We start from the raw sequence: 23,392 nt of genomic DNA, 5'->3' as shown, positions 1-23,392 counted from the left end.
GTGGAAGATGGAGGCCGAAGCAAATGATCGGCTAGGGTATGGTCTTGGCCAAACTTAGCGAAACATGATGAAAACCCATTTGCTGCGTTACTTTGTGGTCCTGGCCGAGGAGCTGCACTTCGGCCGGGCCGCCCAGCGCCTGTGCATCACCCAGCCGCCGCTGAGCATGGCGCTCAAGGCGCTGGAGCAGGATCTGGGCACGGTACTCATGGAGCGCGATGCCAAGAACGTGAAGCTCACGCCGGCAGGCGAGGCCTTTTTGCATGAGGCGCGCAAGGTGTTGGCTCAGCTCCAGCATGCGGCCGAGGTGGTGCGTGGCGTGGCCCAAGGGCTGCAGGGGCGGCTGGACATCGGCATCACGGGGTCCATGGTTTACCGCCAGGTGCCGGGGTTCTGCCGGGCCTTTCGCGCCGAGCGCCCGCTGGTCGAGCTATGCCTGCACGAGATGTCCACGCGCGATCAGCTGCAGGCCATTGCCAGGGGGCAGATCGACTGCGGCTTTCTCAACATCGGCACGCCCCAGGACGATATACGCACGCTGTCCATAGGCGAGGAGGCTTTTGTCTGCTGCCTGCCCAGCGACCATGCGCTGGCCCAGCGCGGCGAAATCGACCTGCGCGAACTGGCCCAGGATACCTTTGTCATGTTTGCGCGCGAGGTGGCGCCGGCCAACTACGACAACGTTATCGCCTGTCTGCAGCAAGCCGGCATCCATCCCCATACACGGCATGCCGCGCGCCAGTGGCTGACCGTCATGGCCCTGGTCTCTGCCGGTCAGGGCGTGGCCCTGGTGCCGGCCTGCATGCAGACCGTGGGCATGAACGGCGTGCGCTTTGCGGCGCTGCGCGGCAGCCGGGTGACCACGCCGGCAGTTCTGGCCTGGCGGCCACGGGGCATGCCGGCCGTGCTCGAAGCCTTTGTGGCCAGCGTGCAGAACCTGGTGCAGGCCGCACAGCCAGAACTCCCAGCCGCAGTCCGCTAGGCCAGGAACTGCGGTGCATCTCTTGCTGCTCAGCGAGAAAAGCAGCTCCATGGGGCCCGGTTTTCCCCGGCAGTCAAAGATGGCAAGGCCTGTGCTTCACCCGAACTGAATGCCTTGCGCCAGCGGTAGCTCGCGCGAGTAGTTGATGGTGTTGGTCGTGCGGCGCATGTATTGCTTCCAGGCGTCCGAGCCGCTCTCACGGTCGCCGCCAGTCTCTTTTTCGCCGCCAAAGGCGCCGCCGATCTCGGCACCGCTGGGCCCGATATTGACATTGGCCATGCCGCAGTCCGAGCCGGCCGCGCTCAGAAAGACTTCCACCTCGCGTAAATCGTTGGAGAAGATGCAGGAGGACAGGCCCTGAGGCACATCGTTGTTGAGCGCAATGGCCTGCTCCAGATCCTCATAGCTCAGCACATAGAGCAGCGGGGCAAAGGTCTCGTGGCGCACGATGCTGGTCTGGGCCGGCATGTCCACGATCGCCGGTGCCACATAGAAGCCCTGCGGAAACTGCTGCTCCAGCTGGCGCTGGCCGCCCGTCAGCAAATGACCGCCGTCTTTCAGCGCCTGACTCAGCGAGTGCTGCAGCGCCTCGAACGATGCCTGGTTGATCAGCGGGCCGACCAGGGTATCCGGCTGCAGCGGGTTGCCGATGCGCAGGCTGCGGTAGGCCGGCAGCAGCCTGTCCAGCAGCGGCTGTTTGACATCGCGGTGCACGATCAGGCGGCGCAGCGAGGTGCAGCGCTGGCCGGCCGTACCCACGGCGCTGAAGACAATGGCGCGCACGGCCAGATCCAGATCGGCTGCCGGCGTGACCACCATGGCATTGTTGCCGCCCAGCTCCAGAATGCGCTTGCCAAAGCGCGCCGCCACCTTGGGGCCCACGGTGCGGCCCATGCGGCTCGACCCAGTGGCCGATACCAGCGCAATCCGGGGACTGTCCACCAGGGCCTCGGCGACAGCTGCGCCGCCCAGCACGATCTGCGCCAGACCTGCCGGAGCCCGGTCGCCAAACCGGGCAATGGCGCGTTCCAGCGCCTTGAAGGTGGCCAGGCCCGACAGCGGTGCCTTGTCGGAGGGCTTGAAGATCACCGGGTTGCCGCAGACCAGGGCAATCGCCGCGTTCCAGGCAAACACGGCACTCGGAAAGTTGAAGGCTGTGATGATGGCCACCGGCCCCAGCGGGTGGTATTGCTCCATGATGCGGTGGCCGGGACGCTCGGAAACAATGGTCTTGCCATGCAGCTGACGCGACAGGCCCAGTGCAAACTCGCAGATGTCCACTCCTTCCTGCACCTCGCCCAGGCCTTCCTGAGCTATCTTGCCGACCTCGCAGCAAATCACATGGCCTATATCGGCCTTGGCGCGGCGCAGCTCCTCGCCCCAGAGCCGCACCAGCTCGCCACGCACCGGGGCGGGTACCAGGCGCCACTGTTTGAAAGCCTGCACCGCATGGTCTATGACTGGCGGCACCTGGGCACCGGGCAGGGCGGCCAGACTGGCCAGTTCCGTGCCGTCGATGGGCGAGTGCACGCTGATGTCCTTGCCCTCAAGAGCCTGCAGCTCTATGCCGCAGCGGCTCAGCACGGTCTGGAAGTCGGTTGCGGAGATGGCGGTCATGGCAGTCCCTCCTGATTGGTGTGAGATACAGGCTTCAGCCGAGCAGGCCTTCAAAGTAGGGGGCCACGCGGGTGTTCGAGAGTGCGGCCAGCGTGCATTGCTCCTGGCGCACAAAGCCCTGCTGCGGTAACTGGCCCGTGGCGAACAGCTCCACGGCGGCCAGCATGCCGGCCGAGGTCGTCAGCTCTATGGCCGTGCGCTGTCTGCCGCGCAGCGCCGCACCGAAGATGCGGGCGCCGCGCGTCAGCTGCTCCAGCCGGCCCGCGCGCTTGCCGCTGGCCATGGCGGCAACCACCACCATGTCTTCACGGCTGTGGGGCACCGCGCCTTCGAGCACCTGGCGCAGCAGATCACGGCGCTCGATCAGGCGCAGGCCGTGCAGCAGCAAATGCATGGCATCGCGGTGGCCGGGGTGGCGTATGGTCTTGTAGTTGAGGTTGCGCACGCGGCCCTGCAGCGTCTCGCACAGCGTGCCCAGACCGCCCGAGGTGTTGAAGGCCTCGAAGTTCTCGCCGTCCAGAATCAGCGGCTCGACCCCCTCCAGCGGCGGCACCAGCATGGGCTGGCCGTTGACGATGGTATTGCAGGGCTTGCAGTACTCGTTGATGACGCCGTCCACGCTCCAGGTGAAGTGGTAGCGCAGCGCATTCGTCGCATGGCGCGTGAGCGCGCCCACGCGCAGCTGCAGGTCGAACAGCTCGTCGAACTGCTGGGCCAGATGGCCGCCCAGCATGCCGATCAGGCCCGGTGCCAGTCCGCACTGCGGCATCAGCACCGAGCGCGCCTGCGCCGCCATGTCCTGTATGGCGCGCATGGCCGCCACATCCTCGGTCAGATCGAAGTAATGCACGCCCTGCCGCGCCGCTGCCCGGGCCACGCGCTCGGCACAGAAGAAAGGCAGTGCATTGATGACCAGAGAGTGCTGCTGCAGTGCGTGGGTCAGCGCCGCATCGTCCTCTATGTCTAGTTGCAGGGGGCGGACCTGCGGGTCGCTGCCGGGCGGGGGCTGCATGTCGGCCAGCGTGACGGTGGCTTCATGCAGCTCGGCAGCCATGTCGGCGATCGTTGAGCCGATCTTGCCGGCGCCGAGGATGAGAATGTTCTGTCCAGTCAGCTTCATCATGGAGAACTCCTTGAGAGCAACGCAGCGATCACTTCCTCCGGGGTCATCTTAAACACAGGGCGGCGATTTGCACCACTGTGGCAAGCGTCAGCAGGAGTCGATTTGCGTGGGCAGACAAGGAGTCTTCAGCAAGGGCTGTCCGCTTCGGAAAGAATAGCTGTCAGCGCTTGCGGAGTCAGAGCTGACAGCTTGACAGGCTTCAAGCCCGGAGGCCAGCTGTGACACCCGCTGCAGCAGAGCGGGGTCAGCTGGCCGGTGACCGGGTCTGGTGGTTAGTGCTTGTGCAGCGCGATGGTGATCAGGGCCGAGGAGTCGAGTTCGGCCTCGACCTCATGCATGGTTTGGGCGGGAAGAAACAGCAGCTGCCCCGCGCTCAATGTCTGGCGGCTTGCGCCCTGGATGACGGCGAGCTGCCCCTCCAGACATTGAATCGTCAGTTCGCCCGGCACCTGATGCGCAGGCAGGCGCTTGCCTGCCATCAACACCAGACGGATCACTTCCAGGGTGTCGGACTTGAAGAGTGCAGCGGTCTTCTGGTTTCCCAGCGAAGTGCCGTAGGGCTGCACTTCGACGGGAACCCCGGGTTGGGCGTGGGGCAGGGCCATGGTCTCAGGCCTTTTTCTGCAGCATCTTGATGACGCTGGAAAAGTCTTCGCTGCCGTGACCGGCCAGACTGTGCGCGGCATAGATGGAGCGCGCCATGCCGCCCAGCGGCGTGCTGGCGCGGTTGGCCGTGGCGTTGTCCTGCGCCAGGCCCAGATCCTTGAGCATCAGGTCCGTGCCGAAGCCGCCTGCATAGCCCTTGCTGGCCGGCGCGTTCTCATGCACGCCGGGGAAGGGGTTGTATTTTTCCAGGGCCCAGTTGCCGCCCGAGCTGCGACGCATGATTTCGGACAGCACCTTGGGGTCCAGACCGTTGGCTACGCCCAGAGCGATTGCTTCGCTGGTGCCCACCATCAGAATGCCCAGCAGCATGTTGTTGCAGATCTTGGCCGTCTGGCCCGCGCCGACGCCGCCCGCGTGGAAGATATTGGCCCCCATTTTTTCGAGCAATGGCTGGGCGCGTGCCAGCTGCGCGTCGCTGCCGCCCACCATGAAGGTCAGCGTGCCGGCAATGGCACCGCCGGTGCCGCCCGAAACCGGGGCGTCGATGAAGTCTATGCCCGCTGCCTGAGCCGCCTTGGCCACCTTCTGGCTGGTGGCCGCGGCGATGGTGGAGCTGTCGATGACCAGCGTGCCCTTGGCGATATGCGCGAGCAGACCGGCCGCGCCGTCGCGGCCCAGGAACAGGCTCTCTACATGCTGGCTGGCGGGCAGCATGGTGATGACGGCTTCGGCGCCTTGCACGGCTTCCTGGGCACTGGAGGCCGCCTGTGCCCCGGCGGCCACGACCTTGGCGATGGCCTCCTGGCTCAGGTCGAAGGCTTTGACACTGTGGCCGGCCTTGGCCAGATTGACGGCCATGGGCGCACCCATATTGCCCAGACCGATAAAAGCGATTTGCATGTCTGTCTCCTTGCTGTTATTGAATTGAAAGCGTCTAGCGCTTTATCCATAAGCGATTGATTGGTTTTTCGCTTAATTCTTGAGAATGGCACCCTTGTCAGCGAGCAGGCTGCGCAAGATGCTGCGGTGGCAATGCGCCTCGTCGTCGCAGTAGCAGCCCAGAGAAAAGGCGGAGCTGTGCGACAAGGCGGCAAGCAGGCCCAGGGTGCGATCGGCGGCGGGCTCGGCCAGTTGCTTGCGGAACTGCTTTTCAAACTGCTTCCAGAGCTTGTCGGCCTGTGCCTCCTGGCCGGCCGTGCGCAGCTTGATGGCCTCCAGGGCCTGCTGCATCAGCTCCACCTCGGGCGAGAGCTCGGGATACCAGCAGTCGTAGTAGTTGCGGCTTGCGAACTCGGCCTTGGGCACGCCGCGCGGCGGTCTGCGCACCGTACCTATGCGCAGGCCCTCGTCGGGGGCGCGTTCGCTGCCTAGCTGGACTATGCGTATGGCCATGAGGTCAGTCCTTTGTGCTTATTCGCTGTCGAAAATAGGATGTTTTCTGGGGGCGTCGGCATCAGCCGGTTTCGGGGCAGCCCTGGTGCGCTTGCGCCCGCTGCTGGTGCCCTGACCGGCAGGACTTTTTCCATCGCCCGGCTTCTTGCTATCGGTCTCGCTGCTGGCCTTGCTGCCGGTCTTGCGTTTTGGCGTGGCCTTTGCCAGCGGGTTGAAAGCCAGGGCTTCGCTGATCCAGTGCTGCCACTGTTCACGCCTGGCGTAGGCCGTGGGGCCGACGAGGAAGTAGCCGTCCATCAGTCCGCGTGAGGACAGCGGGCGCACGCCCGGCATCTCTGCAATCTGCGCATGACTGGCGGGGGGCAAGCGCACCAGCAACTCGTCGTTTTCCACGCCCAGGCACATCTTGCCGTCGACCATGAACACATGGCAGCCGAACATGGTCTTTTCTTCCACGGCTGTGCAATCCTGCAGCGCATCGCGCACGGCATCTATGAGCTGCAGGGTTTCAGGGGCGATGGGCTTGGCGGGCATGACGATCCTTGCGTTGCGTGATGGCAGCAGCTTAGCGAATGACCTCCGGAGCATCGCCCTCCAGCATGCGCCTGGCAATGATGACGCGCATGATTTCGTTCGTGCCTTCCAGAATCTGGTGCACGCGGGCATCGCGCATCAGGCGCTCCAGCGGGTACTCGCGGATATAGCCATAGCCGCCATGCAGCTGCAGAGCCTCGTTGCAGACCATGAAGCCGGCATCGGTGGCAAAGCGCTTGGCCATGGCGCAGTAGGTCGATGCATCACGCGCGCCGGCATCCAGCTTGGAGGCTGCGAGGCGCACCATCTGGCGTGCTGCGACCAGCTCGGTCGCCATATCGGCCAGCTTGAACTGCAGGGCCTGAAAGCTCGCAATGGCCTTGCCGAACTGCTTGCGCTCCTGCATATAGCTTTGTGCCTGGGTCAGTGCCCCCTGGGCCGCGCCCACCGAGCAGGTGGCGATATTGATGCGCCCGCCGTCCAGGCCTTTCATGGCGATCTTGAAGCCTTCGCCTTCGCGGCCCAGCAGGTTGTGCGCGGGAATGCGCACATTGTCGAAGCTGATGACGCGCGTGGGCTGGCTGTTCCAGCCCATCTTTTCTTCCTTTTTGCCATAGCTCACGCCGGCCGCATCGGCAGGCACGGCAAAGGCCGAGATGCCCGAAGCCCCGGAGCCGGCATCGCCGGTTCTTGCCATCAGCACCAGCACATCGGTGCTGCCCGCGCCGCTGATGAAGGCCTTGCTGCCGTTGACGATGTACTCGTTGCCCACCAGCTCGGCCCGTGTCTTGAGCGAGGCCGCATCCGAACCCGCGCCGGGTTCGGTCAGGCAGTAGCTGGCCAGCTTGCTGCCGCTGGTGAGCTGCTCGCCCCATTCGGCGCGCACGGCATCGGTGGCCCAGGTGCCCAGCATCCAGGTCGCCATGTTGTGGATGGTGATGAAGGCCGTGGTCGATGGGTCGACGGCCGCCATTTCTTCGAATACCAGCGTTGCATCAAGTCGTGGCAGGGCCAGGCCGCCAATGCTCTCCGGAGCGTAGAGGCCGCAGAAGCCCAGCTCGCCGGCCTTGGCAATCGCCTCGCGCGGGAAGATGTGCTCGCGGTCCCACTCGGCTGCATGCGGTGCCAGCTCGGCCTGCGCAAAAGCACGGGCAGTATCGGCAAAAGCGCGTTGATCTTCGCTGAGTTCAAAGTCCATTTCATGTCTCCTTTTTGTTCTATTCGTCTTCTGGCCCCCGACGGCTTTGCAGCTCAGTCCGGCGGCCCCTGGTGCAGCCAGCGCTTGAGCACCGCATCGCGGGCCGTGATTTGCTGCACCAGACAGCCGTGGTAGCGGCTGGGCCAGTCGGGCTGCGCTTCAAAGGCCTTCGTGGCCTGCTTGCACTGGGTAATGCGATGGCGGCTCCATTCGCCTTGCTCCTTGCGCAGAGCGGGGCGCTCATGAGCCGATAGCGCACGCATCACATCCCCGTAGAGAATCTGGTGGTCGGTGTCGGCTTGTTGGAAATCCTTGATGGCACAGGCATTGGTCTGGGCCGTGGTGCCGCCGGGCACGCAGTCGGCACCGGCCTGGGCCAGTGCGTGCTGGCTCAAGCTGGCTGTCATCAAAAGAGCTGCAAGCGATTGGCTGGCAACGGCTGCATGCCATGTGCGCCTGCTTTGGGGAGTGCGGATCGTCATGCCCGCATCATCGCAGCCCATGGTGGGCTGCAGGCGCTGTCGGTGTGGAATTGCCCGATTCATGGCTGTTCGCCGCCTTGCGCGTTCCTGGCCAGCGGATGCCACTGGTTCTTGAAGACCACGACCCGGCTCAGGGCCATGCCGATGCGGCAGGCAGCCATGTCTTCGGCCTCATGGACATAGCCATTGGGCTGGCAGCGCCGATCACGCTCCTGCGTCCACTCTTGCTGCTCGGTCTGCAGAGCCTGTGCGCTGTCCTGCGGCAGCCGGCGCTGCAAAGACAGATAGAGCACCTGCATGCTGCGTTCTATGACCTGGGCCTGGTGCTGCAGGCAGGCAAGCGACAGCGGCTGGCCAGACGGGCAATGCGGTGCCTCCTGATCACCATCCTGGGCTGCAGTTGCAGGCAGGTGGATGAGCAGCAGGCCGCTGACGGCCAGGGCGCAGAGCCGGGCCAGCGGCCGGGCAGAAATGCCGGCTGTGCCGATGGCAGAACGCTGAGATGGGAAACGGGACAATTCTTGAACGTACATGCCTGCCATCATCGGCAAAGCCGCCCAGTGCAGCCCGGGCCTTGCAAGAGGCAGGGCGGCACTGTCGGGTTTCATGGCCGGCTTACTTGAGGCTGATGGTGGTGTTCACACCGTGGCTGGTGGTGCTGTCGTCGAACCAGCGCGCCGTGATGGTCTTGGTCTGGGTGTAGAACATCACCACCTGCTTGCCGTAGGGGCCCAGGTCGCCCAGCTTGGAGGCCCGGCTGCCCGTGAACGAGAACAGCGGCACGGGCACGGGAATGGGCACATTGATGCCGACCTGGCCCACATCGATCTCTTCCTGGAACTTGCGCGCGGCCGCACCCGATTGGGTGAAGATGGCCGTGCCGTTGCCATTGGGGTTGGCGTTGATGAACTCGATGGCCTGATCGATGTCCTCGGCCGCGACCAGGCACAGCACGGGGCCGAAGATTTCCTGCTCGTAGATGCTCATGCCGGGCTTGACGCCGCTGAAGATGGTGGGGCCGACAAAATTGCCCTTGGCATAGGCTGCCACCTCGGGTTTGCGACCGTCCAGCTCCAGCGTGGCGCCGTCGGCCAGACCGCGTTCGATCAGGCCTTCGACACGCGACAGGGCCGCGCAGCTCACCAGGGGGCCGACATCGGTGCCGGGCTCGGTACCTCCATTGACCTTGAGGGTCTTGGACTTGGCCACCAGGTCGGGAATCCAGTTGCGGGCCTCTCCCACCAGAACGGCCACGGAGACCGCCATGCAGCGCTGGCCGGCCGCACCGAAGGCAGCGCCCAGCAGGGCGTTGAGCGACTGCTCCTTGTTGGCGTCGGGCATGACGATGGCGTGATTCTTGGCGCCCATCATGCATTGCACGCGCTTGCCGTTGAGGCTGGCGCGGTTGTAGACATGGGTGCCGACCTTGGTCGAGCCCACGAAGCTGATGGCCTTGATATCGGGGTGGTCGCAGATGGCGTTGACCACGTCTTCGCCGCCGTGGATGACGTTGAGCACGCCAGGAGGCACGCCGGCTTCCAGTGCCAGCTCGGCCAGGCGCATGGTGACGATGGGGTCCTGCTCGGAAGGCTTGAGGATGAAGGTATTGCCCGTAGCGATCGCCATGGGGAACATCCACAGCGGAATCATGGCCGGGAAGTTGAAGGGCGTGATGCCTGCACACACGCCCAGCGGCTGGTTCAGCGTATAGGTATCGACACCGTTGGCCACATTGTTGGCCAGCTCGCCCAGTTGCAGATTGCCGATGCTGGCCGCGTGCTCCACGACTTCCAGGCCGCGGAAGACATCGCCTTCGGCGTCGGGCAGGGTCTTGCCCTGTTCGGCCGTCAGCAGGGCGGCCAGCTCCTTCATGTTTTCGCGGATCAGCTGCTGCAGCTTCAGAAAGATGCGGGCGCGTGCGCCGATGGGCGTCTTTTTCCAGGTCTTGAACGCCTGCTTGGCATTGGCCACGGCGGCGTTGACCTCGTCGGGCGTGGCGAACGGTACGCGCGCCAGCACTTCCTGCGTCGCAGGGTTGACCACATCGCGCCACTGGGTGGTTTTGGATTCGACCATCTGCCCGTTGATGAGCAGCTTGACCGTGGGCGCCAGAACCTTGGCGGAAGTCGGTGCGTTCATGAGGTGTCTCCGTTGGTGAATTCGTTCCTCATGGTATGTGTGCGGATTTGCTGTAGCAATAGCAAACACTGCACATAGGGTGTGCAAATGTGCACAAGTGGATGCTATGTCTGCCAGCGCTTTGGAGCTTGTCGTGCAGGCATGGCTGCAGTACCTGCGGCGGCAAAATGCAAAAGGGCCCACCCGGGCCCTTTTGCCGTTCTCAGGTGCTCTTAGAGCTCGCTGAACATCTCGTCAAAGGCTTCGCTCGCGAAGTCGTTGCGCCAGGCCTTGTCCTTGTCCTTGGGCACCATGCCCAGGGAAAGTACGCCCTCGTAGGTGTAGCTGGCGGGGGCTGAGTATGCAGCTTGCAGCTTCTTGAGTTCGCCCTGCACCTGATCCAGGCTGAGCTTGTTGCGCACCATGCGTTGAATGCCCTCGGCCCAGGTCTCGGGGGTCTTGACCAACTGGCAGCTGAACTTCACATCGGTATTGAGCACGCCATGCTTGTCGAGCTTGGGCTTGGTGGCCGAGACGGTCTTGCACTGCGATTGCTGGCGCGCCTTTTGCACCGTGCTCATCAGGCTTTCCACGGGCGCACGCAGGGCGCTGCGCTGTGTCTCGGGGAACAGGGGCAGGGCCACGTCGGTGACTTCACGTGGGAAGTCCTTGTCGGCTTGCTTGAGTTCGGCGGCGTTGGCGTAGTCCGCGCTGCGGCCCGAGCGCAGGCGGTCCGGGCGCAGATAGTCATTGAGCTGGCTGATGGCCTGCTCGTCGTGATTGACCAGGGTGCGGATGTACAGCTCGGCAGCAGCAAAAAAGCGATGGCAGTCTTGATGGAATTGTTCATCTTTTTATAACGATTTAAAGGGGCTGAATCACGTGAAGTCACGTGAAAACAGCATGGAGGCCCTGGCAGGCAGGCGGCGCTGCGGCTTGGGCGGGAAGCTGCCGCACCGCCCTGACGCTTATCAGCGGGGGCTCATGGCATGCGGGCGTTCTAGAGGTGGGATGAAAGTCCGGAGAAACGCCTCGTAGCAAGTGTAACCCCGGGTCGAGGTCGTTTTCTGCACGCCTTTGGAGCTCTGCTGTCTATGTGCGGCCTTCTTGATCCGGAGCGAGGCAGGTCGTCGCGTCAATGAAAAAAGCCCCGTGCAGCCTGTGCTGACGGGGCTTTGCCGGTTGCGGGCGTATGCCTGTGCCGTGATCTATTTGATGGCCGAAGGTGGCTCTCAATCCAGGCTGATCTGGGCTTTTTCAATCAGCAGTTTGTATTGCTCGGACTTCTTCTTGGCAAATTGCTGCATCTCGGGCACGGTGAAGCTCATGGGCTGGAAGGCGAAGGTGGAGAACTTCTCTTTGACCTGCGGGTCCTGCAGCACGGCCACCACATCGCTGCGGATCTTGTCGCGCACGGCGGCATCCACGCCCTTGGGGCTGAGCAGGGAGACAAAGGAGTTCACATCCAGCTCGGCTGGGCCGCCGGCTTCGGCGACCGTGGGCACGTCCGGCATTTGCGCAATGCGCTTGGGTGCGGCCACGGCCAGATAGCGAATCTTGCCGCTTTTGTAGATGCCCTGGCTGGAGGGCAGGCTGGCAAAGCTCCAGCTCGGGTCGCCGTTGGCCACCGAGGTGAACAGCTGGCTGACCTCGCGGTAAGGCACATGGGTCATCTGGCTGCCCGTCAGATAGTCCAGCCATTCGCCGCCCAGGTGGCCGGGACTGCCCACGCCCCAGGAGCCGTAGCTGACCTTGCCGGGCTCGGCCTTGGCGGACTTGATCAGATCGCCCATGTTCTTCCACGGCGAATTCGTGGGTACGGCCACAAAGAAAGGGGTCAGGAACAGCGGGGCCACGGGGTCGAAGTGGCTCAGCGTGTTGAAGTTCTTGTTCTTGTAGAGATAGGGCAGGGCCGAGATATGTTCGCTGTCCAGTTGCAGCAGGGTATAGCCGTCGGGCTTGGCGCGGCGCGCGTACTCGATGGCGACAAAGCCGCCGCCACCGGGGCGGTTGTCCACGGTCACGCCCTGCTTCCAGCGCTGGGCCAGCTTTTCGCCAACGATGCGCAGCACGGCATCTGGGCCGCTGCCCACGGCAAAAGCCGTGACCACGGTCACCGGGCGGTTGGGATAGCTGGAGGCATCACCCTGGGCCAGCGCCTGGCCGGCTGCGACCAGCAGCGCCGCTGCGGAAACTATTGTTTTGATAGCTGTTTGCGTAGTTATGGATTGGCTTTGGTGCTGATTTTGCTCGTATTTCACAGTTTGTCTCCGGTGGGTGTTTTTAGGGACTGCAAAGCGTTGCTGGGCAGCCGCGTCCGGGGCGGCTGCAGTGGCGGGTCTATTGCGGAGCGTCGGGCTGGGCCAGAGGCGCTGCCTGGGCAAAGGCGGGCAGGGCGCTGCAGGCAGCATCTACGGCGCTGATCAACGGCCAGCGGGCCTGATCCACGCCAAAGCGGCGTGCGCTCTCGACCTGCGGAATCAGATAGACATCGGCCAGGCTCGGTGCTGCGCCAAAGCAAAAGCTGCCGCGTGTGCCATCCCGGGCCAGCAAGGCTTCGATGGCGTCAAAGCCGGCCGTGATCCAGGTGGTGCACCAGGCGTTGATGGCAGCCTCGTCGGCACCGAACTGCTGGCGCAGCGTCTGCAGGATGCGGCGGTTGTTGATGGGGTGTACATCACAGCCCACGATGGCCGCCAGGGCGCGCACATGGGCGCGTGCCTCGGGGTCGGCAGGCAGCAGTGCAGGCGTGGGGTAGCGCTCTTCCAGCCATTCGATGATGGCGGGCGACTGGATCAGCGTCTCTCCGCTGTCCAGCACCAGCGCGGGCACCAGGCCTTGCGGGTTGATGCGCTTGAAAGGCGCTTCGGCCTGCTCGTCCACGCGCAGATCGACAGGGAGGTAGTCGGGCGCGAGGCCCTTGAGATTGAGGGCGATGCGCAGACGGTGCGAGGTGCCGCTGCGAAAAAAGCTGTAGAGCTTCATGGTCTGCGCGCCTTACTCGGGCTGGCCCACGCTCAGGGCAATCTCGCCCACGCCTTCCACACGGCCTGTGATCCGGTCGCCAGGCAGCACGGCGCCCACGCCTTCGGGCGTGCCCGTGTAGACCAGATCACCGGCTTGCAGGTGATAGAACAGCGACAGGTCGGCAATGATTTCGCGGATGTTCCAGATCAGCTTGTTCACATCGGACTGCTGCTTGACCTGACCGTTGACGCTCAGCTCGATGAGGCCGGACTCGATCACCTTGCCGGCCATGGGCACGATTTCGCTGGCGATGGAGGACTGCTCCACATCCTTGCCCAAGTCCCAGGGGCGGCCCTTGTCGCGTGCCACCAACTGCAGATCGCGGCGCGTCATATCGAGGCCGCAGGCATAACCGTAGATATGTTCATGGGCTTGGTCGGCAGGAATGCGAAAGCCCGGTTTGCCGATGGCCACGACCAGCTCCATCTCGAAGTGGTAGTTGCTGGTCTCGGGTGGATAGGCCACGGTGGCGCCCGATTCGGTCAGCGTCTGCGGGGCCTTGGTGAAGTAGAAGGGACGCTCTGTGCTTTTGTCCACGGGGCGGCCCATCTCCAGCGCATGGGCGTGGTAGTTGCGGCCCACAAAGAACAGGCGGTTGACGGGCAGGCGTTGCTCGCTGCCGCGCACGGGCAGGGATTGCACGGGGGATGGTGCCCAGAGATAGTTGTCGTTGTAGTTGGCTTGGGTCATGTGTGATTCCTGATGGGTATCGGTGACTAGGTGCTTGAAAAAGACGCGTTCTATATGTGAGGCAGCCAGCAAGGGCCTAGGCGGCCCCGCCGCCCTGCAGCAAAGGCTGTCGTCCCCTTTGAGGGGGAAGACACGAAGCGGCTCAGGGGGTATCCGCCCTGTACGCGTGGACGGCCTCGAAAATCGGCGTATCGGCAAAACGGAACAGATCCAGCTGCGGTTGGTCGGCATCGCATTGCGCGCTGAACAGCTGCCAGGAGGGCACGACAAACATATCGCCGCGCCGCACCTGCCATTGGCGCTCGCCCACAGTCACCGTTCCCTGGCCGTCAAAGACCTGGAAGACGGCAGAGCCCACTTCGCGCTTTGGCCGGGTGCTGGCGCCACAAGCCACGCGGTGCATTTCGCAGCGAATGGTGGGCAGCACGTCGCGGCCATTGCTGGGGTTGGTGTAGCGCACGGCGGCATGGCCGGGGCTGACGGTGGCGGCATGGCCTTCGGCTTCGAGCGCCAGTTGCTCGCTCAGCGCGCGGTCGGTATCCACCCAGCGGTAGGCCAGCAAAGGCGTGCTCGGGCTGTTCTGCATATGCGCCACAGGGCTCAGCCCGGGATGGCCCCAGAGGCGCTCGGAGCGCGAGAACTCGGGCGTGGCACGCTCCTCGGGGTCCAGATGCAGGCGGCCATGCTCGAAGAACTGGGACTCGGTGTAGTAGGCAAACGGAATATCCAGCCCGTCTATCCAGGCCATGGGCTGGCTGGCCGCATTGTGGTGGGCGTGCCAGTTCCAGCCGCCCTGGGGTAGAAAGTCGCCGCGCGACATGCGGATCGAGTCGCCGTTGACCACGGTCCACACGCCTTCGCCTTCGACCACAAAGCGGAAGGCATGCTGGGTGTGACGGTGCTCGGGCGCATCTTCGCCGGGCATCAGGTACTGGATGGCAGCCCATAGCGTGGGCGTGGCAAACGGGCGGCCGCCCAGCGCCGGATTGGCCAGGGCAATCGCGCGGCGCTCGCCGCCCCGGCCCACAGGGACGATGCGACCGGCTTCATCCGCCAGCTTGAGCAGATTTTCCCAACGCCACAGATGAGCGGCTGCCTGGCTTTTTGGGTGGGCAGGCATCAGGCCGCCGATCTCCGTCCACAGCGGCACCAGCATTTCCTGCTCGAAGCCTCGGTACAGCTGCTCAAGAGCAGCTGTGGGCTCGGGTTGGCCGGGGGCTTCAAGGGCCGTGAGCTTTACCGGTGAGGGCTGGGCTTGCACAAGGCTCATGGTTTGTCTCTTTCTTTGGTATCTGCTTGGCAGTGCGTTGCTGCCTTGTCTGTCGGCTTGCGGCCTGAGATGGGGGCAAAGAGAGGCTGTGAATCAAATCAACAGCACACTGATGATTAGCATAATGTTGATCTGCATCAGCGATGATTGGGTTAAACCCGGTAGCAGGCCTGGCTCGAATCGGGGCGGCAGTCGTGCGAATATCGGGGTCTTTCAGTCATGGCCCTTCAACTGCCGCACGGCAGGGCGGGCCAGGCACCGGCCCTCAAGACATGCAATACCAACCCGCAGAACTAGAAAACTATCCCGGCTATCACATCCGCAGGCTGCAGCAGATCGCCGTAGCCGTGTTCATGGAAGAGACCGAGGAATTCGGCGTGACGCCCGTGCAGTACGCGGCCCTGTCGGCCGTGCTGCGTCAGCCGGGCATCGACCAGCGCACGCTGGCACGCAATATCGGCTTTGATACCTCCACCATAGGCAGCGTGATCGACCGCCTGGAAGCGCGCGGCCTGATGGCGCGCAATGCCAGCCCTGCCGATCGACGCGTGCGTTTGCTGAGCCTGACCGAAGAGGGGCGCAGCTTGCTGGTGGCAGCCGAGCCTTCGGTGCTGCGCGCCCAGCGCCGCATGCTGGAGCCTCTTCCTGACGACAAACGGGCACAGTTCATGGAAATGCTGTCGCTGCTGATCCACGAGAACGACGAGTTCGCGCGCGCCCCGAGTGCGGTGGCCCAGCGCAGTGCCGAGCGCAAGCGCAGTGCTGCCGTCAAGGCGGTCAAGGGCCTCACGGGCAAGGTGCAGGACAGCGTGAACGACTGAACCACGAACCGAGATCGCAAGGAAAGACATTGGACTGGGACCATCTGCGTTTTTTTGGCGAACTGGCTCGCAGCGGCAGCATGGCGGCGGCTGCGCGGCGCATGGGTGTCGAGCACACCACGGTGTCGCGGCGCATTCAGGCGCTGGAAAAGCAGCTCGGTGCCGTGCTGTTTGCGCGCGAAGGCGGCCAGTGGCGGCTGACCGAGGCCGGGCGGCAGTTGCAGGAAGTGACCAACACCATGCAAAGCGCGGTGGACGGGCTGGAGCGGGGGCCTCTGGCGCATGCAGCGACCGCCGAGGGGCTGGCCGGGCTGGTGCGGGTGGGGGCTACCGAAGGCTTTGGCACGCAGATGCTGGCCTCCGAGCTCGCCAGGCTCACGTTGCGCTATCCGCTGCTCAGCGTGGACCTGCTGGCGCTGCCGCGCATGCTGCATCTGTCCAGCCGCGAGGCCGATATCGTCATCTCGCTGGAGCGGCCAAAGCGCGGCTCGGTCGTGGTCACCAAGCTGACCGACTACCGGCTCTATCTTTACGGCCAGCGTGAATATCTGGCGCGCAAGCCCTTGGTGGCCAGAACCGAGGATCTGCGCCATCACAGCTTTGTGCACTATGTGGACGATCTGCTGTTCACGCGCGAGCTGCAATTGCTGGATACCTTGCACCGGCCCGAGCGTTTTGCGCTGCGCAGCACCAGCATTACCGCTCAATACGAGGCCGTGCGTGCCGGTGCCGGTCTGGCCGTGCTGCCGGCATTTGTGGCCGACAAGGACCCGATACTGAGCCGCGTGCTGCCCGAGCAGGCCTGTTTCACTCGCACCTTCTGGATGAGCATGCCCGTGGAGTCGCGCCAGATTCCGCGCATAGCCACGACCTGGAGCTTTCTGCGCGATGCCGTGCAAGGCATGCAGAAGCTGCTATTGCCGGATGCATGATTTTTGATGGCGTCTTGCGCTTCATGAGGGGCGGCCTGACTTCTGATTGGACCCTGCATCTTGCGCTGCATGGAGGCTGATCTGCGCTGCCAGACCCGTTGGGAGTCAGTCATGAGACGCCCTGAGCGCCGATGGACGCAGCCGCCATCGTCTTGATAACAGCGCGGATTGCACGCATATACTGATTCGACCGGATGACTCGGCGCCTGCGGCAAGGTCAGGCCTGTATCTGCCTCTGCCGCGCGCAGCGCTATGACCAGAGCGTATGGCTGCCTGTCTCCTTGCGCTGATTTTTAAGAAAGCAAAGCATGATCGTCACAACCACTCCCTCCATCGAAGGCAAACGCATCACCCGTTATTGCGGCGTGGTGGCAGGCGAGGCCATTCTGGGCGCCAATGTGTTCAAGGACTTCTTTGCCGGAATTCGCGACATCGTGGGCGGGCGTTCTGGAACCTACGAACGCGAGCTGCAAAAAGCGCGTGAAATTGCCCTCAAGGAACTGGAGCAACGCGCCGCCGAGGCGGGTGCCAATGCGGTGGTTGGCGTGGACCTTGATTTCGAGGTGCTGGGTCAGGGCAATGGCATGCTCATGGTATCGGCCAGCGGCACGGCTGTCGTCGTGGAATAGGCAGCCAGCGACTGAGCTGGCTTGACGCCAGGAAGGCTGCAAACCTATTCCATGTGCAATTGCACATTTTTGGACTACTTCGAAATTTATAGCGAAAAGTCGTTGTAGAATTCGTTTCATCGTAGGGGAGTCGCCAAGCTGGTTAAGGCACTGGATTTTGATTCCAGCATGCGAAGGTTCGAATCCTTCCTCCCCTGCCAAAATCCAAAACCCTGCTCATTGCAATGAGCAGGGTTTTTTGTTTGTGAGCTTGGGGTGCATGCATGCAAGCGAGCGAGCCCAAAGCTTTCAGTCATGCGCGATTGGGGCACTCAGGTTGCGCTGTTGCGCATCCAGCCTTGCTGAGCAGCACAAGGCGCAGTTGTCGGTGATTGGAGGCTGCTTGCAGTCTGGTGGCTCAGGCTTTGCCGAAAGCGACGCACCAGGTCAAGGGGTGACCTAGGGTAAGCACTTACCTTTTGCAGATATTTGCAGCAAACCAGCCAAACTTACCGAGTGTTTTCGCCGTATCGTCGGTGGCATCGATGGGTGCGGGAAAACAACCATTAGACTCTTCGCTCTTTTGTGTCGCTGTTACTCGACGAGCGCGCTTGGGTCCTTGTGAACGAGTTTGACTGCTCACTCGCAACAGAGATCTGGTTTCGGCCGGGTCCACTCTGATGTACCGCAGTGCACCCTTGCCATGGTCACAAGCGCAGGCAAGTGCAGATATGTTGATATATCTTGCCTGATTGAAACAAATGTATACATATTTGCCATCTGAAAAGACAAGCTCACTACCAGGCTGGGTTAGCTGACACAATGATTGGCTGTTAGGTGTCGCTGAGGTTCGCTCCACGCGTTTGGCTGAGGGCGAACAGCAACAGAAGTCGCTCGGCGCAAGGCATGGCTGCAGGTGGTGGCAGAGAGTTCTTGGGGTTTGTGTTTAACGCAGCGTTTGCGTAAGTGCACGGCAAGATTTGGATAGACAAGGTATGGAATATCGACTGGATGAAACGGACCGCCAGCTGCTGCGCCTGCTGCAGACCAACGCGCGTGCCTCGACCGCGCATTTGGCTCGGCAGATGAATCTGGCTCGGACCACGGTGGTCGCTCGCATCGCCAAGCTGGAGCAGGAGGGCGTGATCGCCGGCTATGGCGTTCGCCTTGGCTCGCGCATGGAGCAGTCTGCCGTGCGCGCCTATTGCGGTATCCGTGTTCAGCCCAAGACGGCAACTTCGGTGATGCAGGCGCTCAACCGCTTCACCGAGGTGGAAGAGGTGTCGGCCGTTAGCGGACAGTACGACTACATGGTGTTTGTGCGCTGCGAGAGCAATGAGAAACTGGATGCGCTGCTCGACCGTATCGGCCTGATCGACGGCATCCAGCAGACCTATACCTCGGTGGTGCTGAGCCGCAAGATCGACCGCCGCACCACGGCCGAGGTTGTGGGAGAGGCTTAGAAGCCCAGAGTCACAATCTGACGCTGATATGCAAAACGCCCGGTTTGAGCCGGGCGTTTTGCATTCTGTGGAGGAAGGAGAGCAGGGCTGCGCTCCTTCTCGACCACCTGGTGCGCTCAGTCCACAAAGACCTTGGGCGCGCCTGCCTCCATGCGGCCAATCACTGCAGCATCGCCAAAGCCGCTGTCGGCAAAGACCTTGAGTACCTGCTGGACAGCATCTGCCGCACAGGAAACAAGCAGGCCGCCAGAGGTCTGAGGGTCGGTCAGCAGCGCTTTCTGAGCGTCTGTCACGGTCGATGCCAACTGGATGTGCTCACCATAGGATGCCCAGTTGCGCCCCGATGCGCCCGTGAAAATGCCTTGCTCTGCAAGCGCCTGAACACCGGGCAGCACGGGGAGCTTGGCGCTTTCAATGCGTGCGCTGAGCTGGGCGCCACGGGCCAGCTCCAGGCCGTGGCCCAGCAGGCCAAAACCGGTCACGTCGGTCAGAGCGTGCACGCCGTCAAGCTTGGCAAGCTCGGCGCCGGGGCGGTTGAGCTTGGTGGTTGCATCCACCATGGCACGGTAGCCTGCATCGTCCAGCAGATTCTTCTTGAGCGCCGCTGAGAGAATGCCCACGCCCAGGGGCTTGCCCAGAATCAGCACATCGCCGTCCTTGGCATCGGCATTGCGCTTCATCTGCTTGGGGTTGACGATGCCGATGCCGACCAGGCCGTAGATGGGCTCCACCGAATCAATCGAGTGCCCGCCTGCCAGAGGAATGCCGGCATCGCGGCAGACCGATTCGCCGCCTTCCAGAATCTTGGCAATCACATCGTGCGGCAGCACATTGATGGGCATGCCCACAATGGCCAGCGCCATCAGCGGCGTGCCGCCCATGGCATAGATATCGGACAGCGCGTTGGTGGCGGCAATGCGGCCAAAGTCATAGGGGTCGTCGACGATGGGCATGAAAAAGTCCGTCGTCGCCACGATGGCCTGCTCGTCATTGATCTTGTAAACGGCCGCGTCGTCTGCGGTCTCTGTGCCTACCAGCAGGTCGGGGAAAAACTGCTTGGGCAGATTGCTTTTGGCCAGCAACTCCGACAGCACGCCGGGCGCAATCTTGCAGCCGCAGCCGCCACCGTGGGAGAGAGAAGTCAGACGCGGGGTCGCAGGGGAGGCTGTTTCTTGAGTGGTGTTCATGTCAATCCAGACGGCAAGCAGCACTGTTGTTGCTGCGGTAGTGATAGAGATGCTTGTGCTCTGCCGGAAGTTCATCCCGAATGCACAGTAGGCTCTCATTATTGACTGTCTGGGGTCTTGGTTTGCAGTCTATTGTCGATTCTCTGGGGGGTGTACCTGGAGAGGCATCAAGATGGCTCTGCGGTGTACCTGGCGTTGTTGGATATTATTTTTTGAATATTCGATAATCATATTTGTTAATGGAAAAATACCAGGAAGCTAGGTTTTTTATTCTCGACTGATATTTATCGGAAATCGGCGCGAGAGATGAATAGCATATTCATGCGCTAACGTATTCTTCAGATTGAAAAAATTTTAGTTGACCACCTTTAATATTGAAATAATCAAATAGTTAAAATAAATTGATTTGATCTTGTTGATAGATTATTTATAATGTAATTGAATGTGAAACGGGTGAGTTGGCTGGTTGTAATAGGGTTTTGCTTATGTTTTCATTTACAATCAGTCGATTGGATTTCAGTGCGTCTTGAGTCCAAAAGAACGAGGATTTATTTTGGACTCAGCCCCGTCTTCTGGTGAGATCACCGCACCACGTAGTTCACTTTCCGTTACTTTTGCGGTATGGAATGCACTTTTCCTGCGCGAGGCCGTTGCGCGGCTGAGCGCTACGCGCGGCGCCTGGGTGCTCATCGTGCTGGAGCCGGTGTTGCATGCAGGCCTCATGTTGCTTCTTTACACGGTTGTGCGCGCACGCTCCGTGGCTGGCGCAGATGTGGCTGTCTGGCTAGTCCTGGGGCTGACTAGCTATCTCACTGTGCAGAATGTCTTTCAGCGTGCCATGGGGGCGGTTGATGCCAACAAGTCATTATTTGCCTATCGCCAGGTTCGCCCCATTGATACCGTGATTGTTCGAGCGTGCCTCGAGGCAGTATTGGGCCTTTTGATATTGGTTGTGCTTCTTGGTATTTTGGCTTTTTTGGGGCACTTTGTTATTCCGGAATCACCGATGGAGGCTATGCTTTCCTTTATTGGATTGATGCTCGGTGCTTTAGGGGTTGGGCTCATCCTGTCCGTTCTAGGTGACTTGGTTCCTGAGGCTGGGAATCTGATGATGTTCCTGTTTCGGCCTTTGTATTTTTTGTCGGGTGCGATATTTCCGCTATCAGCGATCCCGGTTCAATATAGAGAGTGGGCTTTCTATAATCCATTCGCGCATGGGCTTGAATTGCTGAGGTCCAGCTTTTTTCCTGTCTATCACGCTGCTCCGGAAGCCAATTTCAAGTATCTTTATTGGTTTGCGGTAGTTTCAATTTTCTTCGGTCTGGCTTTGCAGGTTCGGTTTGCTCGGAGTTTGAGAGCGAAATGATTATTGTCAATGATGTGCATAAACGCTACCAGACCCCTCATGGTGTGGGGCGCTGGATTCTCAAAGGGGTCAATATCAGCATTCCGTCCAAAGTCAGTGTGGGCCTGGTTGGTCGTAATGGTGCCGGCAAATCTACGTTGCTCAACCTGATTGGTGGGATCGATGCGCCTACGCGAGGAACAGTGGAGCGGCGTTGTCGAGTGTCATGGCCCATGGGGTATGGCGGCGGCCTACAAGGTTCTTTGACAGGCCGCCAGAATGCCAAGTTTGTTTCTCGCTTGCATGGATTTGATTCCCCACATGCCATGGCTGAGAAAATTTCCTATATACAAGACTTTGCCGAATTGGGCTCATCCTTCGATGATCCCGTTCGCACTTATTCTTCTGGGATGAAATCACGCCTGCAATTTGGGCTGTCTCTGGCATTTGATTTTGATGTCTATATATCGGATGAGGCAACATCTGCCGGCGATGCTTCATTCAAGAAAAAAGCCTCTGAAGCGTTTCGGCACATTGCCGATCGTTCGGGCTTGATTATGGTGTCGCACAGCGATGGAACATTACGCCAATTTTGTCAAGCTGGAATATGGCTGCACGAAGGTCAAGCACATTGGTTTGATGATATTGAAGACGCGCTGAAAAATTATAAAGATAGTATTTCAAAATGACTGAGTTATTAAATAAAGAACGTTTTACGGGAATGCTTCGAGTCATTTGGCGTATGAAGGCATTGGCTGTTGCACTATGCGCATCTTTATTGGCGGCATTTTACTGGGGGGTAATTGCTTCCGATCGCTATGTTTCAGAAGCCCATGTGCTGATCCAGCGAACCGATATGGCAGCATCGCAGGCCTTGGATTTCGGGTCGCTGCTGGCTGGTGGCGATGGAATCTCGCGTGCAGACCAGATGTTGCTGCGCGATAGATTGCTCTCCGTCGATATGCTGCTGCAACTGGATAAGGATCTGAATCTACGCGAGCACTACAGCAGCCACGATCACGACATTCTTTCTCGCATGTTCTTCCATGATGCATCGCTGGAGTTCTTTCATAGGCATTTTCTCTCGCGCATCAGCGTGGAATATGACGAATATGCCGGTGTACTGGTCATTCAGGCCCAGGCTTATGACGCTGAAATGGCCCGGAAGATCACCAGCGCACTGGTGCATGAGGGCGAGCGTTATATGAATACGTTGGGCCACCAATTGGCCCAGGAGCAGGTGAACTTTCTTGAGAAGCAGGTCAAGGAGCGCGGTGAGCATGCGCTGAACGCGCGTCAGCGCGTACTGTCCTTCCAGAATGCCAAGGGTCTGATTTCGCCCCAGTCTGCCGCCGAGAACATTGCCGGCGTAGTCAACAAGCTGGATGAGCAGTTGACCGAACTTAGTGCGCGCAAGACTGCGTTATTGGGTTATCTGGCTCCTACAGCTCCTGCAGTCGTTGAAGTGGATCTGCAGATTCAGGCTGTGGAGAAGCAAATCAAAACGGAAAAAGCCCGTTTGACCAGTGCTAAAGGGCAATCGCTGAACAAGACGGTAGAAGAGTATCAGCGCCTGGAACTGGAGGCTCAGTTCCAACAAGACGCTTACAAGAGCGCTTTGGTTGCACTGGAGAAGGGCCGGGTAGAAGCAACGCGAACCTTGAAGAAAGTACTGGTGCTGCAAAGCCCGTCTATGCCTGAGTACCCGATGCGGCCTCGCCGCCTCTATAACATTGCCACCTTTATTCTTGGTGCCTTGCTGCTGGCCGGGTTGGTGCAATTGCTGGCTTCTATCGTGCGCGACCACCGCGACTGATTGTTTTGAATTTTTCGAGTTTCATCATGCAACGTTTTATCGCGCATACCTGTATCAGTTCGGCAGTCGCGGTGCTGCTGACTGGTTTGGTACCGGCTCAGGCACAGATCTCTCAAGCCAGTTCGAGGCAGGACACATCGGCGTCCAGTGTTGATCCTTTCCAGATCAATCAGGCGCTGGG

The 23,392-nt window shown here is 61.2% G+C and carries 25 protein-coding genes and 1 tRNA gene; 10 read left to right on the top strand and 16 right to left on the bottom strand.

All coding sequences use genetic code 11. The features are described from left to right. The first annotated feature begins 64 nt into the window (after window positions 1-64). Entirely contained in the window at window positions 65-982 is a 918-nt protein-coding gene (locus AAIL67_RS09180) for a LysR family transcriptional regulator (protein WP_057092485.1), read from the top strand. 96 nt (window positions 983-1,078) lie between these two features. Here the strand turns inward: AAIL67_RS09180 and AAIL67_RS09175 are convergent, their stop codons facing one another. The 11 genes from AAIL67_RS09175 to AAIL67_RS09125 all read right to left on the bottom strand — a co-directional run bounded on the left by AAIL67_RS09175 (window position 1,079) and on the right by AAIL67_RS09125 (window position 10,696). After that, window positions 1,079-2,599 carry an aldehyde dehydrogenase family protein gene (locus AAIL67_RS09175; protein ID WP_343483835.1) on the bottom strand — a complete coding sequence of 507 codons (1,521 nt, stop codon included), beginning with the start codon at window positions 2,597-2,599 and terminating at the stop codon, window positions 1,079-1,081. Between the two features lie 34 nt (window positions 2,600-2,633). Next, on the bottom strand, window positions 2,634-3,722 hold the full coding sequence (locus AAIL67_RS09170) for a saccharopine dehydrogenase C-terminal domain-containing protein (protein ID WP_280009476.1): 1,089 nt from the start codon (window positions 3,720-3,722) through the stop codon (window positions 2,634-2,636). A gap of 272 nt (window positions 3,723-3,994) precedes the next feature. Beyond that, window positions 3,995-4,327 (bottom strand): cupin, encoded by a 333-nt coding sequence (locus AAIL67_RS09165; protein WP_057092482.1) that lies wholly within the window; start codon window positions 4,325-4,327, stop codon window positions 3,995-3,997. A 4-nt stretch (window positions 4,328-4,331) separates the two neighbouring features. After that, the gene (mmsB, locus tag AAIL67_RS09160; protein WP_057092481.1) at window positions 4,332-5,228 is read right to left on the bottom strand and encodes a 3-hydroxyisobutyrate dehydrogenase; all 897 of its coding nucleotides are present in this window, start codon (window positions 5,226-5,228) and stop codon (window positions 4,332-4,334) included. Between the two features lie 72 nt (window positions 5,229-5,300). After that, window positions 5,301-5,720 (bottom strand): DUF488 family protein, encoded by a 420-nt coding sequence (locus AAIL67_RS09155; protein WP_012838776.1) that lies wholly within the window; start codon window positions 5,718-5,720, stop codon window positions 5,301-5,303. Window positions 5,721-5,738: 18 nt separating this feature from the next. Beyond that, window positions 5,739-6,254, bottom strand: coding sequence for a TfoX/Sxy family protein (locus AAIL67_RS09150; RefSeq protein WP_057092480.1), 516 nt, complete (start codon window positions 6,252-6,254; stop codon window positions 5,739-5,741). Window positions 6,255-6,285: 31 nt separating this feature from the next. Further along, entirely contained in the window at window positions 6,286-7,452 is a 1,167-nt protein-coding gene (locus AAIL67_RS09145; protein ID WP_046460209.1) for an acyl-CoA dehydrogenase family protein, read from the bottom strand. Between the two features lie 53 nt (window positions 7,453-7,505). Next, window positions 7,506-7,997, bottom strand: coding sequence for a lysozyme inhibitor LprI family protein (locus AAIL67_RS09140; protein WP_052951030.1), 492 nt, complete (start codon window positions 7,995-7,997; stop codon window positions 7,506-7,508). Next, complete coding sequence (locus tag AAIL67_RS09135) at window positions 7,994-8,467, bottom strand: lysozyme inhibitor LprI family protein (RefSeq protein ID WP_223305596.1); 474 nt, start codon at window positions 8,465-8,467, stop codon at window positions 7,994-7,996. The genes AAIL67_RS09140 and AAIL67_RS09135 overlap by 4 nt, the downstream gene beginning before the upstream one ends. An 82-nt stretch (window positions 8,468-8,549) precedes the next feature. Beyond that, window positions 8,550-10,073 carry a CoA-acylating methylmalonate-semialdehyde dehydrogenase gene (locus AAIL67_RS09130; protein ID WP_012838771.1) on the bottom strand — a complete coding sequence of 508 codons (1,524 nt, stop codon included), beginning with the start codon at window positions 10,071-10,073 and terminating at the stop codon, window positions 8,550-8,552. Window positions 10,074-10,285: 212 nt separating this feature from the next. Then, complete coding sequence (locus tag AAIL67_RS09125; RefSeq protein WP_343483834.1) at window positions 10,286-10,696, bottom strand: hypothetical protein; 411 nt, start codon at window positions 10,694-10,696, stop codon at window positions 10,286-10,288. 33 nt (window positions 10,697-10,729) lie between these two features. Between AAIL67_RS09125 and AAIL67_RS09120 the strand changes: the two genes are divergently transcribed. Beyond that, complete coding sequence (locus AAIL67_RS09120) at window positions 10,730-10,912, top strand: hypothetical protein (protein WP_343483833.1); 183 nt, start codon at window positions 10,730-10,732, stop codon at window positions 10,910-10,912. Window positions 10,913-11,284: 372 nt separating this feature from the next. On the opposite strand, the gene AAIL67_RS09115 is transcribed toward AAIL67_RS09120, so the two are convergent. The 4 genes from AAIL67_RS09115 to AAIL67_RS09100 form a co-directional block, all read right to left on the bottom strand. Then, entirely contained in the window at window positions 11,285-12,232 is a 948-nt protein-coding gene (locus AAIL67_RS09115; protein ID WP_343483940.1) for a tripartite tricarboxylate transporter substrate binding protein, read from the bottom strand. Window positions 12,233-12,392: 160 nt separating this feature from the next. Further along, window positions 12,393-13,037 (bottom strand): maleylacetoacetate isomerase, encoded by a 645-nt coding sequence (maiA, locus tag AAIL67_RS09110; RefSeq protein WP_343483832.1) that lies wholly within the window; start codon window positions 13,035-13,037, stop codon window positions 12,393-12,395. A 12-nt stretch (window positions 13,038-13,049) separates the two neighbouring features. Continuing rightward, window positions 13,050-13,769: a fumarylacetoacetate hydrolase family protein gene (locus AAIL67_RS09105; RefSeq protein WP_343483831.1), complete on the bottom strand. Its 720-nt coding sequence runs from the start codon at window positions 13,767-13,769 to the stop codon at window positions 13,050-13,052. 142 nt (window positions 13,770-13,911) lie between these two features. Further along, a complete protein-coding gene (locus AAIL67_RS09100; protein WP_343483830.1) occupies window positions 13,912-15,039 on the bottom strand; it encodes a cupin domain-containing protein in 1,128 nt (375 codons plus the stop codon). A 272-nt stretch (window positions 15,040-15,311) separates the two neighbouring features. On the opposite strand from AAIL67_RS09100, the gene AAIL67_RS09095 reads away from it, so the two are divergent. The 5 genes from AAIL67_RS09095 (at window position 15,312) to AAIL67_RS09075 (ending at window position 18,863) form a co-directional block, all read left to right on the top strand. Then, window positions 15,312-15,860, top strand: coding sequence for a MarR family transcriptional regulator (locus tag AAIL67_RS09095; protein ID WP_343483829.1), 549 nt, complete (start codon window positions 15,312-15,314; stop codon window positions 15,858-15,860). 29 nt (window positions 15,861-15,889) lie between these two features. Further along, window positions 15,890-16,792: a LysR family transcriptional regulator gene (locus AAIL67_RS09090; protein WP_003067507.1), complete on the top strand. Its 903-nt coding sequence runs from the start codon at window positions 15,890-15,892 to the stop codon at window positions 16,790-16,792. A gap of 308 nt (window positions 16,793-17,100) precedes the next feature. After that, a complete protein-coding gene (locus AAIL67_RS09085; protein ID WP_003067510.1) occupies window positions 17,101-17,421 on the top strand; it encodes a heavy metal-binding domain-containing protein in 321 nt (106 codons plus the stop codon). A 123-nt stretch (window positions 17,422-17,544) separates the two neighbouring features. Further along, window positions 17,545-17,621: transfer RNA gene (locus tag AAIL67_RS09080), tRNA-Gln, on the top strand. Between the two features lie 774 nt (window positions 17,622-18,395). Then, complete coding sequence (locus AAIL67_RS09075; RefSeq protein WP_003067511.1) at window positions 18,396-18,863, top strand: Lrp/AsnC family transcriptional regulator; 468 nt, start codon at window positions 18,396-18,398, stop codon at window positions 18,861-18,863. 116 nt (window positions 18,864-18,979) lie between these two features. Here the strand turns inward: AAIL67_RS09075 and selD are convergent, their stop codons facing one another. Further along, window positions 18,980-20,050, bottom strand: coding sequence for a selenide, water dikinase SelD (gene selD / locus AAIL67_RS09070; RefSeq protein WP_045839495.1), 1,071 nt, complete (start codon window positions 20,048-20,050; stop codon window positions 18,980-18,982). Between the two features lie 526 nt (window positions 20,051-20,576). Between selD and AAIL67_RS09065 the strand changes: the two genes are divergently transcribed. Genes AAIL67_RS09065 through AAIL67_RS09055 form a run of 3 tightly spaced genes read left to right on the top strand, consistent with a single transcriptional unit; the run spans window position 20,577 to window position 23,211 of the window. After that, on the top strand, window positions 20,577-21,416 hold the full coding sequence (locus AAIL67_RS09065) for an ABC transporter permease (protein WP_343483828.1): 840 nt from the start codon (window positions 20,577-20,579) through the stop codon (window positions 21,414-21,416). Then, entirely contained in the window at window positions 21,413-22,084 is a 672-nt protein-coding gene (locus AAIL67_RS09060; RefSeq protein ID WP_343483827.1) for an ABC transporter ATP-binding protein, read from the top strand. The genes AAIL67_RS09065 and AAIL67_RS09060 overlap by 4 nt, the downstream gene beginning before the upstream one ends. Next, window positions 22,081-23,211: a chain-length determining protein gene (locus AAIL67_RS09055; protein WP_343483826.1), complete on the top strand. Its 1,131-nt coding sequence runs from the start codon at window positions 22,081-22,083 to the stop codon at window positions 23,209-23,211. Before AAIL67_RS09060 ends, AAIL67_RS09055 begins: the two co-directional genes overlap by 4 nt. Window positions 23,212-23,392: the final 181 nt, after the last annotated feature.

The sequence above is a fragment of the Comamonas sp. A7-5 genome (assembly GCF_039581385.1).
Classification (GTDB): Bacteria; Pseudomonadota; Gammaproteobacteria; order Burkholderiales; family Burkholderiaceae_C; genus Comamonas; species Comamonas thiooxydans.
Note: the sequence above shows the minus strand (reverse complement) of the source record. Positions and strands in the feature narration are given on the sequence as shown.